At 61.4% G+C, this 13,461-nt stretch carries 12 protein-coding genes; 6 read left to right on the top strand and 6 right to left on the bottom strand.

Translation table 11 applies throughout. The features are described from left to right. The first annotated feature begins 152 nt into the window (after positions 1–152). Positions 153–644 (top strand): nucleoside 2-deoxyribosyltransferase, encoded by a 492-nt coding sequence (locus tag GGR36_RS14950; RefSeq protein WP_183635594.1) that lies wholly within the window; start codon positions 153–155, stop codon positions 642–644. 89 nt (positions 645–733) lie between these two features. Continuing rightward, a complete protein-coding gene (gene ydiK, locus GGR36_RS14945; RefSeq protein ID WP_183635593.1) occupies positions 734–1,801 on the top strand; it encodes an AI-2E family transporter YdiK in 1,068 nt (355 codons plus the stop codon). 108 nt (positions 1,802–1,909) lie between these two features. Here the strand turns inward: ydiK and GGR36_RS14940 are convergent, their stop codons facing one another. From GGR36_RS14940 to GGR36_RS14920, 5 genes are read right to left on the bottom strand one after another with little or no spacing between them, the layout of a single operon-like run. After that, on the bottom strand, positions 1,910–2,434 hold the full coding sequence (locus GGR36_RS14940; protein WP_183635592.1) for a hypothetical protein: 525 nt from the start codon (positions 2,432–2,434) through the stop codon (positions 1,910–1,912). Continuing rightward, positions 2,418–3,014, bottom strand: coding sequence for a hypothetical protein (locus GGR36_RS14935; protein ID WP_183635591.1), 597 nt, complete (start codon positions 3,012–3,014; stop codon positions 2,418–2,420). The genes GGR36_RS14940 and GGR36_RS14935 overlap by 17 nt, the downstream gene beginning before the upstream one ends. 31 nt (positions 3,015–3,045) lie before the next feature. After that, positions 3,046–3,984 carry a DUF4424 family protein gene (locus tag GGR36_RS14930; protein WP_207064454.1) on the bottom strand — a complete coding sequence of 313 codons (939 nt, stop codon included), beginning with the start codon at positions 3,982–3,984 and terminating at the stop codon, positions 3,046–3,048. Continuing rightward, positions 3,975–4,535, bottom strand: a complete 561-nt coding sequence (locus GGR36_RS14925) for a C40 family peptidase (RefSeq protein WP_183635589.1) — start codon at positions 4,533–4,535, stop codon at positions 3,975–3,977. Before GGR36_RS14925 ends, GGR36_RS14930 begins: the two co-directional genes overlap by 10 nt. Then, positions 4,535–7,600 carry a type VI secretion system Vgr family protein gene (locus GGR36_RS14920; RefSeq protein ID WP_183635588.1) on the bottom strand — a complete coding sequence of 1,022 codons (3,066 nt, stop codon included), beginning with the start codon at positions 7,598–7,600 and terminating at the stop codon, positions 4,535–4,537. Before GGR36_RS14920 ends, GGR36_RS14925 begins: the two co-directional genes overlap by 1 nt. A 287-nt stretch (positions 7,601–7,887) precedes the next feature. On the opposite strand from GGR36_RS14920, the gene GGR36_RS14915 reads away from it, so the two are divergent. From GGR36_RS14915 to GGR36_RS14900, 4 genes are all read left to right on the top strand, one after another. Then, positions 7,888–8,472 carry a response regulator gene (locus GGR36_RS14915; RefSeq protein ID WP_183635587.1) on the top strand — a complete coding sequence of 195 codons (585 nt, stop codon included), beginning with the start codon at positions 7,888–7,890 and terminating at the stop codon, positions 8,470–8,472. A gap of 156 nt (positions 8,473–8,628) precedes the next feature. Beyond that, the gene (locus GGR36_RS14910; protein WP_183635586.1) at positions 8,629–9,738 is read left to right on the top strand and encodes a DUF748 domain-containing protein; all 1,110 of its coding nucleotides are present in this window, start codon (positions 8,629–8,631) and stop codon (positions 9,736–9,738) included. 574 nt (positions 9,739–10,312) lie between these two features. Then, the gene (locus GGR36_RS14905) at positions 10,313–10,798 is read left to right on the top strand and encodes a type VI secretion system amidase effector protein Tae4 (protein ID WP_207064453.1); all 486 of its coding nucleotides are present in this window, start codon (positions 10,313–10,315) and stop codon (positions 10,796–10,798) included. Continuing rightward, positions 10,795–11,181, top strand: coding sequence for a T6SS amidase immunity protein Tai4 family protein (locus tag GGR36_RS14900; protein ID WP_183635584.1), 387 nt, complete (start codon positions 10,795–10,797; stop codon positions 11,179–11,181). The genes GGR36_RS14905 and GGR36_RS14900 overlap by 4 nt, the downstream gene beginning before the upstream one ends. A 571-nt stretch (positions 11,182–11,752) precedes the next feature. Here the strand turns inward: GGR36_RS14900 and GGR36_RS14895 are convergent. Continuing rightward, entirely contained in the window at positions 11,753–13,459 is a 1,707-nt protein-coding gene (locus GGR36_RS14895) for an ATP-binding domain-containing protein (protein ID WP_183635583.1), read from the bottom strand. Positions 13,460–13,461 lie beyond the last annotated feature (2 nt).

Genomic DNA, 13,461 nt, shown 5'->3' with positions numbered 1-13,461 from the left:
CCGGTCTTTCGGCGCTCACCCCTGCAGAGCGCAATGCAGGGCTGGGTAGAGTCTGGTTAACGGCCTGATGGGCGCCGGGCTTGAGCGGGAGACGACACCACCCGGCGCAGCCTGCGTTAGAGTGGCGGCCGCCTTTCGTTCCCGCTTGCGCCATGAAGCTCTATCTCGCCGGCCCCGATGTATTCCGCTCCGATGCCCTTGCCTGGGCCGACACCGCACGCGCCCTGTGTGCCGCGCACGGACATGAGGCACTGGTGCCGCTCGATGGCGACGCCATCGATGCGGCGGGCATCTATGCGGCGAACGTTGCAATGATCCGCGCCGCCGATGTGGTGATGGCCAACCTGATGTCCTTCCGTGGCGTGGAGCCGGACTCGGGCACCGCCTTCGAGGTGGGTTTTGCCAGCGCGCTCGGCAAGCCCGTCATCGGCTACCTGCCGGACGCCGCGGTGCTGCGCGACCGGGTCGCGCAAGGATTCGGCCCCTTGCGCCAGACGGAAGACGGCGCGCTCGACCGCAACGGCCAGCGGGTGGAAGATTTCGGCCTGCCGCTGAACCTGATGCTCGCGATTGCTGCGCGAATCGTCGTGGGCGATCTCTCTGACGCGCTCGCCGCGCTTACGCGTTTCGTTCCGCACGACTGAGCCCATCGCGGGAATGTTGACGTTCCGCTTTGCGTCGTCATGTGAGGGGATCAGAATCGGGCTTCCACAACTTCGCATAGGCCCCCGCCATGGATGCCCCGAAGACCGAAGTGACCCGCACGCTGCTTGCCGTCATCACGATCGCCTTCCTGATCTTTGCCTCGCTGTGGGTGCTGCAACCCTTCATCGGCGGCCTGATCTGGGCAACGATGGTGGTGGTGGCGACCTGGCCGCTGATGATCGGCTTGCAGAAACGCCTGTGGGGGCGACGTAGCCTCGCCACCGCGGTGATGGTCGGCGTCCTGCTGCTGGTCCTGTTCGTGCCGCTGACGATCGCGATCACCACTGTCGTTACCAACGCCAACAAGGTCGCAGAACTCGTGCCGCGCCTGCAGGACGCCACCGTCCCGGCACCGCCGGCCTGGCTGGCAACCGTGCCGCTGGTCGGCGAGAAACTTTCCGCAACGTGGCAGGGGATTACCGAAAGCGGCATCGCACCGATCCTCGCAACGATCAAGCCCTACGCCGGCACCGCATTGAAGTGGACCGCCTCGCATGCGGGCAGCCTTGGCCTGGTCGTCATCCAGTTCCTGCTCACCGTCGCGATCGCCGGCATCCTCTACAGCACCGGCGAACAGGCTGCGCGCGGCGTCCGCGGGTTCGCCCGCCGCCTTGCCGGCGACCAGGGCGACCGGGTGGTGATCCTCGCCGGCCAAGCGATCCGCGGCGTCGCAATGGGCATCGTCGTGACCGCGCTGGTGCAATCGACCCTCGGGGGGCTCGGCCTGCTGATCTGCGGCGTGCCGTTTGCCGGACTGCTCACCGCCGTCATGTTCATGTGCTGCCTCGCGCAGATCGGCCCCATCCTGGTCCTCGCCCCGGCGGTCGGCTGGCTTTACTGGACCGGTGACACCACCTGGGGCACGGTGCTGCTGGTGTGGACCCTGGTCGTCGGCTCGCTCGACAACATCCTGCGCCCCTGGCTGATCAAGAAAGGCGCCGACCTCCCGCTGCTGCTGATCTTCGCCGGCGTCATCGGCGGCCTGTTCGCCTTCGGCCTGGTTGGCCTCTTCATCGGCCCAGTCGTACTCGCGGTGACTTACACCTTGCTGGATGCGTGGATCGGGGATGCGTGGCCGGCAAAGGACGAAATCTGATTTCACGCTCATCCATTCACCAGAAAACAAACGAGCACCCGAGGGTGCTCGTGCTTTATCCGACCAGTGCGCTATTCGTACCGAAAGAAGCACACGAGCCAAGTCTGTCTAGTCCTCAAATGATTCCTTCGCGATTTCGCTCTTAAAGATGAGCTTGAGGGAGCTGCCGTTCCACAGATAGTAGAACTTGCCCTCGTCCTCGTCGTTCTTGCGCCCCGTGACGATGAATAAGCGGCTTTCGACACGATAGGCCAATCGATCTTCTCCGTTGCCCATGACGCCGGCGACATACTCCAGATCCGGCACCGTATAGACCTTGCCATTGCGTTTGTTGATGATCGCAAAGCCGTGGCAATCGGTACCGCATCCCCAGGTCGCAACCCGATAATGGCCGGCAAAGTCTGGGTCCTGGCGAGACTGCTGAGTGATGACCGTCCGGTACTTCTTGGCAAGTTTGGTTTGTAGGACGAGGGTGACCGATGGGAACAGTCGGCTGTGTTCGACCACAGGGTAGTCATCAAAAGACGGGGCACACTTTGCCGCGCCACAATCGGTAGCGGAAGCGCAATCCGGTGCGGCGAACGCTATCGCGAGTGCGGCAAATACGGTGAATTCCCTATTCATGTTTTTCATACAGCCGCTCGCCTTCCGGTGATAACCAGAACCGTGTTTGCCCAATCGTCGTCCCTCGTGAGCCGCGACCACCGCGGAAGTTGTCAAAGAGGTAGTCGCTGTTCGGACCTGCCTTGAGGAATTCCCGAACCGCGTCAATGGCCTCTTCAAGATCGAAGCACTCAGGCTTTGACAGTGATTCATAGGTGTCCGGGTCGGAGCCCGAGAATTTCGGTGTCCCGCTGTAGACCGATTCGAACTGCCCTTTGGCTTGGCAAACGTCAGTGAATGTTTGGGGCGCGTGGCGATTTGGGTAACCCATCCGGTTGAGCCGGAAATGCTTGACGTTCAGAATCGCGGCCTTTTCCTTCATCCGTTCGTCCCGATCTGTAACCTTGGCAGAGCCCGACGACTCGGCGTAAAGAACTCGTGCGACGAAATTCAAATCTGCACCAGTGAACACAAGGCTGCTTGTTCGTGCGGGTGCATTGGCGATCTGATAGGTCTTTGTCAGATCAAACCATGCGACATGGCAAACGGTAACGACAATCGGACTTTTGTCACTTTTCGCGGTGAGTTGGCCATTCTTGATGATGAGCATGGTGCTCCGTCGAGTCGAGTTGCGCGATTAGTCAGTAGATAACAAGAACAGAGAGCTGTGATGGCGAGAGCACCTGCGTGGTCGAAACCGACGGCAACCCCAGCTGACCCGTCCCGGAGTAGGCATTGCAGGTCAAGGAAGCGCTTGCGCGTTTACTTCCACTGCCTTTCGCCTGCAAATCAATGCTGAGATCGACATCGGACGCTTGTGCATTCGCGACCTTCACCGGAATCGTGTAGACCTCTACGTTTCGATACTCTGGAGACGATGGTTCGAGCTCTGCCAGTGCTTCCCCGACTTGTTTTGGGTTGCCGCAATGCTGGAGGATCAATGATTGCCAATCGCTTCCCCCAACCTTGACCGGGCGGAACGCCGGCCTCACTCGATAACGCAGCCCGAGTACCGTTTCGCGCTGGACCGAAAGTCGAATTAGCCATGAACGCGTGACCTGGAGCTGCCAGATCGGCAGTCCAGCCCGAAATGCCTCTGCCGGCAATTGCTTCTGAGCGACCCTCTTCGCTATCGCGCGTTCGTCCGTCTTAACGTCTTCTCGTGCTACCAAGTAGGGGTCTATGGCGCTACGACGGAGCGAGGCGGCAATTTCGTCACCGTCGAGTAGAGCAGAAACTCTGGTTCGCGGTATCTGCGGTTTGCCATCGACCTTTAGCGCTACTTCTGGAAAATGCAGGTCGTTGTATTCGGCGGCTGCGCCTTGCCAACCGAATGGCGCGAGGTAGCTCGATAGCTTGAATGACTTTGGCTTTACCGTCGAGTTTTGCAGCGTGTATTCGATAACGACGCTTTCGGCAGAAAGCCTGACGTTTGTGGCCTTGAGGGAAATGCCTTCGGGCAGGGTGCCGACGAGCGCCGGAAAAACCGCGCCGGATTCCGACTCCCATGCAATTGCAGGCCCTGCTGCGAAGAGCATATAGCAGAGGGCCGTACTAATGCCCTGTCGCATCATTTGCATCCGGCCTCTCCCGGCAGAAAGAAATACCTGAACACGCGATACTTATCACCGCGAAACGTTGCGATGTTGTATGGGCCATACGGCACGTTGCGCTTTGCGTTGAATGCTGTGTACATATTGTTCTGTATGGCCTTGCCCGCTTTCATGACGCCGGTTTCGCGTTTAGGGTGCCCTTCCGGAAAGGGCGCAAAGATCGCCATGTGTCCAGTCCAGAACAACACGTCACCTGCTTGCATCGGTTGTGTCGCGGGATCAATTTCGCGGAAACGATTTGTCTCTGTGACGTAGGCTACGAAGTCCGCTGTCATCCTGTAACCATAGGGAAAACCGGCCTCGGTATAGATCTTGAATGTGGTGCCGGAACAGTCTCCTACTATCCCTTTTTCAGAGCGGGCGCCGACCATCTGGTAAGGCGTTCCCTCCCATGTTGCTGCGACTTCCACGATCTTCCAGCCTTCGGCTTCAGAGAGATAGCGCCCGACGGTGCACTCCTTTCCCTGAGTGTTAGACCGTTCGCTGGTGACCGATCTTGCGATAAGTGTTTCGGCCATCAGTCGCCTCCTTCGCCGTTCGAGTGTTCGTGGGGAATGAAAAGGAGTTCGACGGACTCGATGGCGTCATTCTTGTATAGGCTTGTGCGACCTTGGTCATCGGTTACACCATCGATCAATGCACCACCCTCGGCTCTAATGCGATAAGTCATGTTGGCTATCGGTTGCCCGATGGGGTCAGTCAGTATGAAGTGCTCATCAAACACTTCATTCACGAGTTCGAACCGTGCAATCTGATCGATGAAGCCTTCAAGTATTTTTGTTTCGCCATTTGGTCCTGTCACACCCTCGATCGCGACGTTGCCCGACTTTGCCCTATAGCGGCGATTGGCAATAGGTTCGCCCTTATGTGACTTCAGCACGAAGTAACGATCACCTTCTTCTCCGTTGCTCTTCGGCATGCATGGCAACTCGCTGCTCGCTCTCGCCCCCCCAGTCAAGTTCTTCTGACTCGCCTTGAGCTTCACGCTGCCTGGTGCGGTGAGGGTGATGTTGCCGCCTTCGATCTGGATCGCGGCACCGGCGGCGGTGAGGTGGACGTGGCTCTTGGCGCTGATCTGCACGCTGGCGTGCGTGCTGGAGAGGGCGACCTGCTTTTGCGCGGCGACGGTGGCGGTGTTGTCGTGGGCGTGCGCGGTGACTTTTCCGGCTACCGCGTGCAGTTTGATGCCAGCGTCAGTGATCGGGCGGGTGGCATCGGCTTTCTTGCCAACGGTGTAAAGCACGAGGCCACCGCCACTGGCCCAGCGGATCGCTCCCTGCGCGGCGGCTTCGAGGCTTTGGCCGGCGGTGACGATGAGGTGATTGGCAACCGCGGTACTGTGCGCCGGCGTGGCGAACGCGATGCTCGCCTCGCCAAACAGTGAGAGGTGCGGCGCAGCCCAGGCGGCGGCGGTTCCGGTGCCGCCGGCGATGCCGGCGGGACTTTGCCCGCAAGCAGTGGTTTCAGCCAGATCCTTGGTCTGACTTGTGCAGCCCGCGAGCGGCGGCAGTTGCTTGGGCTCCGACGGGTCTTTCGGCAGTTTCGCGCGAGAGGTGCTCGCCGCCTTGGCGAGGGCTGTCGCAAGCTCACTGCTGCTCTCCAGCACTGCGCTGGCACCACTCGCATCGACATGCGACGCACCGCGATGGCCCGCTTCGCCGGCCGAGACTTGCAGGCCCTGCCCGGCACGCACGGCGCCGGCAGCGCTCGTGGCCAGTTCCGCACCATGACCACGCGCCGCTTCGCGCGCGTTGTCGGTCTGCGCGCGCAGGTGCCCCAGTTGCAGGCGGCTGTCGAACTGGGTCGTGGAGAGGCGCAGGCCGTCTTGCCCCGGCGTGGCGTCAAAGATCAGCGCGTTGTGGCCGCCGGCGCGGGACTGGCTCGCTGCTAGCGCTTGCGTTTTGATGCCCGAGAAGACCGGCTTGTGCGCGTGGGCCCCTGTGGTGCCAGGAAACCACGCGGGCGCGTTGCCGGTCGCCTTGGCCGCACCGGCGGAAACTGCATTGCCTTGGGCGTTTTCCTGCCCACGTCCGTTGTAGGCAAGCCCGACCACCACCGGCCTGTCGATGTCGCCTTCAGAGAATTCGACCAGCACTTCCTGACCTATGCGCGGCGTGAAATGCGCGCCCCAGTTGTCACCCGCCAGCGCGCTGGCGACGCGTACCCAGGTGCCGACGCTTTCATTCGCGGCCGCGTTGTCATCACCGCTGGGGTGGGGCTGGCGGCTGTGCGACTGGCTACCGCGCAGCCAGGGCAGCTGGATCTTGATGCGGCCGTCGCGGTCGGCGAGGAGGGGGCTGCCCTGGCTACCGACCACGATAGCGGTGTGCGTACCGCGCATCGTGGGCTTGGGGTGGATGCGTGCGCCGTGTTCGTCGCGGTCGAGCGGCCGGTAGGGCGTGTCGGCCGGGATCGCCAGCACGCCGTTCTGGTACAGCGGCGTGTCACTGTCGTTGCGGACGCTGCCGGCATGGGCGGGCAGGACGCCGAGCAGTGCTTCAACCTGGGCCAACACGTCGGCAGAGAGGTTGTTTCGCGCGCGATGTTCGACTTCGAGGATCGCGAGTTCGACACCGGCCACATCGTCGGGCCGGCCGAGCGGGGAGTCCGTGAGCAGGATGCGTTGGGCGGGCGCGAGACGGCGTACGCTGCCGCGCAGCCGGTATTGCAGTGCGCGCGCTTGCCAGGCCTGCAGCTGCCGTGTGGCGTAACGATCGCCGTCTGACTCAGTGGCAAAGCTGTAGAGCCCCGGCGTGTCGTCGCGCGGCAGATCAAGCGGTGCGCTGCTGGCAACTGCCGTTTGAGCAACGATGCGTTGATGCGCGCGGTAATCCCAGCTTGCGATGCGCACCCCCGTGGGGACGCAGCGCGCAATCGGCACCGCGCGCTGCACCGTATCGCTGCGCTCGGTGGCGGCGGCGCGGTGGAAGCGGATGCGCTCTGGCTGCGCAAAGGCACCGTTGTGATCGGCAATGACAAGTGTGTGCGCATCGGCCGCGTGTTCGAACCAGTAGAACAGCCCCTCTTCAGCGAGCAGGCGTTCGACGAAGGCGAGGTCGCTTTCGCCCGCCTGGACACACAGGCTGCGCGGCAGCAGCTGGTCGGGTTCCGCCAGGTCCCAGCGCCATTGCGGCGCCAACGCGCCTTGACCCTGCCAGCCGCTGAAGATGTCGTCGAGGATCGCGACGACGTTCTTGTCCTGGAACGCCCAGCTGTCGCGGTTATGGCCCAGGAAGGCCAGCCAGGGCTGCACCCGCATGCGGTAGCGGGCGAAGCCACCGTCGGCGCCGAGGATGCCGAATCCGGTGACATGACCATGAAAGGGCCGCTCGCGCGGGCCGGCCGTGCCATCGGTCAGCAGGTACAGCGATACCGCTTGCCCGACCAGGCGCTTGTGCGCGATGTGTGCATCTTCGCTGAGCAGATGCAGGTCCAGCTCGAATCCGCCGTTTCCGATTGACTCGCGGATGTGGGCGGTTTCCACCAGCAGGGCGTCGTCCCCAAGTGGCGTGGTCAGGCGCAGGAGCCGGTTCGCGTCTGAGAAGCTGCGCGACAGCAGAGCGGAGAGGCTGGGACCGGGCATGGGCGAATTCCGAACGCGGTGTTGTCTGGGTAGGCGGGGAGCATATCGCAATGGCATATCTGCGGCCGTGAAGTGCGGCCGCTTCCGGCCACGGTCGCGGCGGCCGGACGATCAGCATTGCGGGGAGTGCCGGGCGGCCCGGAATGATCGAAAGCGTGACGATCGCCTCACCGCGCATGAGGCCGGGCACATTCGGTCAAGGCATCCCGCGCATGCCGCCGGTATGATCCGGCGTTATTGCGTTCCGCCCCGGTCAATCGGCCGGGCGCACTTGGCAGAGGGTTATCGTGGGACTTTTCGATCAGCTCAAATCGATTCTCGGCAAGACTTCGCCGTCGCATCAGCCTGAGGCCGCACCGGAACCGGCGCCGGCCAACGTTGCGCCGCCCGCGGATCGGCGCGTGCGAGAACGTCACGATGCGCGGCCGGGGACCAGCGCGCTGATCGTCGATGATTCGCCAACCATTGTTGCCGCGCTGCGCAAGATGCTCAATTCGGCCGGTTACGTCACGCTCGAAGCGCTCACCGCCGAAGAAGGCATCGAGATCGCACGCGACCTGACGCCTGACATCATCTTCCTCGACATCGTGCTGCCCGGCATGAACGGCTTTGCCGCGCTGCGTACCTTGCGCCGCGACGCGGTGACCCGCGACATTCCGGTGATCATGATCAGCGGCAATGAGCAGGCGACCGAGCAGTTCTTCGGCACGCGCATCGGCGCCGACGACTTCATGAAGAAGCCCTTTTCGCGGCTCGAAGTTTTCGCCCGCATCGAACGCCTGCTGGATGCCGACATGGTGCCGCGTCGCGTCGTGACCAGCACCGGCACCACCGCTGCCGCGCCGGCGGGCAGCGGCGACTCAGCAGCCTGATCTCTGCTCCACCGCATTTCGAGGGGCCTTATGGCCCCTTTTGTTTTCGGAATCGGCTCCGCGTCACCCGCCACCCGCTTGCTGCCCGCCGGCCAGATGGGGCAGGCGTAAAATCACGGCAGTCCGCTACTTTCCTGCTTCACCGCAGTTGCCAGAATGTCTCGCCCGCTTCGCTCCCGCATCCTCCTTGGCGCGCTCGTCGCGTTGCTGCTCTTGCTCGCGGCGCTGCCGGTCGGGTTCCACTTTGCGGTTGCCCGACTGAAGAGCGAAGTGGAATCGGCACTCGGCGAGCGCAGCACGGTCGGCGCGATCGAGGTGGGCTGGAATGCGCTGACCTTGCACGACGTAGCGGTGCGTTCAGCACCCGACTGGCCCGTGCCTGAGGAACTGCGCGCACGCAGCATCCGTGTGTCGCCCTCGCTCCTGAGCCTGTTTTCCCACGACATCGTGATCCACGAAGTGGCGCTCGACGCCGCCTACCTGTCGATGCTGCGTACCCGCAAAGGCAACTTGCGCGTGTTGCCCGCAGTGCTTGAGGCGCCACACGACGAGGCAGACGAGAACAGCCAATCGGCGCCCGCGGCGGCGGCGCGACGGATCACGATTGAGGCGATCTCGCTGGCGGACTCGGCGCTCGACTACTGCGACGCCAGCGTCGCGCGCAAGCCGCACTGCATCGCGCTACGCGCACTCAACGGACGCTTCACCAGCCTCGCGCTACCAGCGCTGGATGCACACAGCGACCTGCATCTGGATGGCAGCGTCGAAGGGCCCCAACGCAAAGGCAGCCTGTCGCTGGATGGCGATATCACGCTCGCCACGCGCGACCTCGACCTGACGCTGAAGCTCGCCGGGGTCGATCTGCATACGGTAGAGCCTTACCTGATCAAGGCGGCCGAGACCGGCGTGCGGCGCGGCACGCTGGATCTGAACATTCACGCCAAAGTAGCGCGGCGCAAGCTCAATGCGCCCGGGCAACTGACGCTCAGCGACCTTGAGCTGGCCGAACATGGCAACAGCTTCCTGGGCATGCCGCGTTCGCTGGTGATCAGTTCGTTGAAGGATCGCGATGGCCGGGTTCGTGTCGACTTCTCACTGCAGGGCAACCTCGACGACCCGAAGTTCTCGCTCAACGAAATGATGGCGACGCGGGTAGCCGCCTCGGTCGCGCAAGGGCTGGGAATCAGCCTGCAGGGCGTTGTCGGCGGCGTCGGCAAAGCCGCCGGCGGAATCGGCGAGGGCCTCAAGAAACTCTTCGGTGGCTGAGCGACGGGCTCAATACGGCACCGCCCGGCGATCAGGCTTGTCTTCAAGAAAGCAGCCGTTGACTGCGCGTTTCACGAAATCCTGCGCGAACTCGTTGGCGACGACTTCGTTGAGATGCGTATCGAGCACCAGCTTGAAACAGACATCTGATCGACTTGGATGCGCCCAAAGAAAACGCCCGGGAAACCCGGGCGTTTGTATGTCTGGGATCCGTCGGACCCTCTCACTATCTGTGGCACCCGACAGTTCTGTTGGATGTCACCGAAAGTGCAACGTTGATCACTGATTTCATTTGGTTTTTTCGGTTTCTGTGTCACAGGGCGTTCCGTCTGCGCCACCATTAATGAAATTCCCCGAAAATCTGGGCACCGTTAGTGAAATTTTCCGAACGGCACGTCCGGAGACGTTTTCCACCGTCCCGTCGTGACGCTAACGCCAAGCGTGAGTCTCAAGATGACTTACCGGGTCGCCAGGTTGCGCTGAAGACCACACTAAGACAGCCCACCGTGAAGTGTTTGTCCTCTCGCGGTCGCCCACCTGAACTATGCTTTTCGCATACACAGGAGGCAACCCCTTGGACAGACCAACTTTCCACACGGCTTGGGCCGCGTTTCTCGAGATCAACGTGCCGGTCGATCAAGTCGGCAAAAAGATCGGCGGCAAGGTGCAACAGAACATCGAATCGGGCATCTTCCAAAATGCTTGCCCGATCCGGATGAGCTACGTCTTGAACAAGTCCGGACGCCCCATCACCCGAGGAGCCGGCTACGAGGTAGTGAGCGGCGCCGATTCCAGTCTGTATCGGTACCGCGTGAACGAGATGCTCGATTACCTCACGCGTACACTTGGGAAGCCTGACCAAACGGTCGCCTCCCCCCAACCTTCGGACTTCGCGGGCCTGCGAGGCATCCTCGTCGTCAAAGGCCACGGTTGGTCGAACGCCCGCGGGCATGTCACGCTCTGGGACGGCAGCCGGTGCTCGGATTCCTGCCATCTGATGCATGATCCTGACAATGGCCCGTTCACTCCAGAAACGGCCTCACTCTGGATTCTCCAATGACCCCAAGGATCATCGTCTGCCTGTGTTTGGCGACTTTAGGGACGACGACCACTGCTGTGGCCCAGGAGCCCACGACCGCCAAGTACTCCCAGAAGACTTTGCTCAAAAATTGGGCGCTCAGCCGCTGTCTCGCCCAGATCGCCCCGGACGAAGCGTCGCGCAACGACGCAAATGCCACCGCGGCGGCCTACCTGGAGTTTGGTCATCAGCCGATCGAGACCTACGAGGCAATCGACAAGCTAGTCGTGACGTTTATCAAGCGCGAGTACGCGGGATCGACCAAGTCCTCGTACAACTCGATGAAATGCATCGACCTGTTCCACAGTCGGGATCTTGATGCAATCGTGCGAACAAATGTCGGTGGGCCAAGACGCAGCAAATAGGCGCGACCGCAGAGGGGCATTGACAATGAAACAGCGGGCGGCAATCAACAATTGGCGCCAGCTACGTCACTCATTGTGACCCTGCGCAGTTCTGTAGCGAGACTCAATTGGTGGCACAGGCCCCCTAGCAGCCGCAAGGCCTACAGAGGATTCCGGAACCAAAAATTGGCACACATTTACCCAATTAGTGTCACACCGCTACCCGGTGGCGTAACTAGGGCTTCCGCACAAAAGCCAGGAGAATCAAATAGTTAAGTATTTATACGCCAACAAGCGTTTGCGCTCAAGCCCCCGGAGGCTGGGTATGCATATCGCAAGAAACCGGGCCTCATGAGCTGAGAACGCCTGTGTGCGGCTCTGACTACGCTGCCCAAGCGAGCTAGCAACACGCGTCTCCCCCGTCATTGGGGCGGTCTCAGATGCAGTCGGCAATCCAGAATCTGCTTGCTTCAGGGTGACGGAAACCGTGGAAGCTAGGAACACAAGAGCGCCCGACGACGGGCGCTGAAAGTCCAATACGTTCGCTGGTCTCTTGTAACGCTACGAGGCACCGCTCGTTCTAATCGACTGTCTAGGCGAACGCATCCACTGCTCTTGCAGAGCCGACCACGTAGAGGAGTGACTTCGCGCGAGTGGCCCCAACGTAAAGGTATTCCCACTGTTTCTCGTCAATAACCTCGTCGCCGACCCAAAGGATGACCACCGGCGCCTCCAAGCCCTTGAAACGGCCCACAGTGTCGACGAGTACTGCTCGATGCGGTCCCGGGGCCTCAATAGTCCAAGAGTGCCCACCCGATAGCTTTTGGTCCTGAAGCAATCCATACAATCGAGCCTTCGGTCGCTTGGCCAACAGAACCGCAATTTCAGTTGGTTGGACCGCATCAGCGAGAAGCTTTTTCACGACGCTTGCTATTGCAACCGCTTGTTGGCCGTCGTCGTCGGCGGCCATTCGAGTGACGGGGTCTCCAAGCAGGTCGGGGTCGTCAATGGCATCACCCTTGTAGAACGCGTAGCCAGCTCGATGAATGGGGACAGTGTTGCGGCAGTTTGCGAGAAGACGGTAGGTCTCGTCCTTCACCGGCAAGTTGGCATGCTTGCGGTAGAGCGCTTGGTTCTCGTCGATGAAGATGTACAGGAACCCTTGCTCAGGTTCGCGGAGCAATTCCTCTATCGAGAACCAGTAGTCGTCGCTGAAGTCCTGTGCCTCATCGACAACCAGCGCGTCATACTTCGCGTCAAGAACTTCGTTCGACCGAGCTAGCGCGAAAGGCATTTGGACCTCGAAGAGGTGCTTCTCATCGTGGCCTGGGAATGCTTCCTGCGCTTCTGCAAGCAGGTCCACGCCGGCCGCTTTGCGAGCCTCAGCGATGCGTCTATCGCAGAGCTGATGGAAACTGAGTACCGTGATGCGGGGTTCGTCAATAACACTTGCGGCCAGAGCTCCCGCGAGTGGTCTGTTGTAGCAAAGCAGTAAGACTGACAGTCCCATCTCCGCGAGCTGCCTTGCCTTTTCGACCGCTATCAGGGTCTTGCCTGTGCCGGCTCCACCCGCAATGACCGCACGCTTACGACCTCCCAGTATGCGGAGGACTTTTGCTTGATTGGTCGTCAGCCGTATGCGCGCTTGCTCAGCAGCATCAAGAACGGCTCGCATGGCCGGTCGAACCTCTACAGAGCTACACAGGATTTCCTCGACCAACTGAACGCCGTGGGCGCCGAGTGGGCTCTCATTTGTTTGTGTCCAGAAGGCCTGCAGCTGTGCCATCCACGGCACAAGCGCGCTGATGTCCGTATCGACGCCGATGATTGGTCGCTGACGGTTTGGCGCAACGAGTTGTTGTGCGTCGTGAATGTCCGGCAACATCACCGCATGGCCCAGAGTCACTCGGGAGCCTCGCCACCGACGCCAGAGGGGATGTCCAAGAAGTTGGTCCCGGAGGGCGTGGCGCTCACCAGCTGCTTGGCTGAACGGGTCCTTGATGTCGTGTATTACCTTGTTTCGGTCGATGGACTGCCAACGCCCAGTGACAGAATCAAACGACACTCCTCCGCCTTTGACCTCAATCGCGAACACACCGCTTTGCGGTACGACGATGGTGAAATCCGCCTCCCCCTCGAATAGCCAACCCCGGCCGTCCCGATATATCCAGTTGACTGAATAGATGACGAGAACATCGTCAGGCAACTGTTTCCGACACTCTTCGTAGAAGCGGGCCTCGGCCTGTGACTTCAGACCTTTCAGCTGCTCTTCGGTCAACTCAGGAAGCATGCGTGCCATGG

The organism is Niveibacterium umoris (genome assembly GCF_014197015.1).
In the GTDB taxonomy this organism is placed as follows: domain Bacteria; phylum Pseudomonadota; class Gammaproteobacteria; order Burkholderiales; family Rhodocyclaceae; genus Niveibacterium; species Niveibacterium umoris.
This window is presented reverse-complemented; position numbering and strand designations above follow the sequence as displayed.

Bases quoted from the DNA above. Each gene is read 5' to 3' on its own strand.
- ydiK (WP_183635593.1), top strand. From the start codon at position 734: ATGGATGCCCCGAAGACCGAAGTGACCCGCACGCTGCTTGCCGTCATC.
- GGR36_RS14920 (WP_183635588.1), bottom strand. From the start codon at position 7,600: ATGCCCGGTCCCAGCCTCTCCGCTCTGCTGTCGCGCAGCTTCTCAGAC.
- GGR36_RS14895 (WP_183635583.1), bottom strand. From the start codon at position 13,459: ATGGCACGCATGCTTCCTGAGTTGACCGAAGAGCAGCTGAAAGGTCTG.
- GGR36_RS14935 (WP_183635591.1), bottom strand. From the start codon at position 3,014: ATGCTCATCATCAAGAATGGCCAACTCACCGCGAAAAGTGACAAAAGT.
- GGR36_RS14900 (WP_183635584.1), top strand. From the start codon at position 10,795: ATGACCCCAAGGATCATCGTCTGCCTGTGTTTGGCGACTTTAGGGACG.
- GGR36_RS14950 (WP_183635594.1), top strand. From the start codon at position 153: ATGAAGCTCTATCTCGCCGGCCCCGATGTATTCCGCTCCGATGCCCTT.
- GGR36_RS14925 (WP_183635589.1), bottom strand. From the start codon at position 4,535: ATGGCCGAAACACTTATCGCAAGATCGGTCACCAGCGAACGGTCTAAC.
- GGR36_RS14930 (WP_207064454.1), bottom strand. From the start codon at position 3,984: ATGCAAATGATGCGACAGGGCATTAGTACGGCCCTCTGCTATATGCTC.
- GGR36_RS14910 (WP_183635586.1), top strand. From the start codon at position 8,629: ATGTCTCGCCCGCTTCGCTCCCGCATCCTCCTTGGCGCGCTCGTCGCG.
- GGR36_RS14940 (WP_183635592.1), bottom strand. From the start codon at position 2,434: ATGAAAAACATGAATAGGGAATTCACCGTATTTGCCGCACTCGCGATA.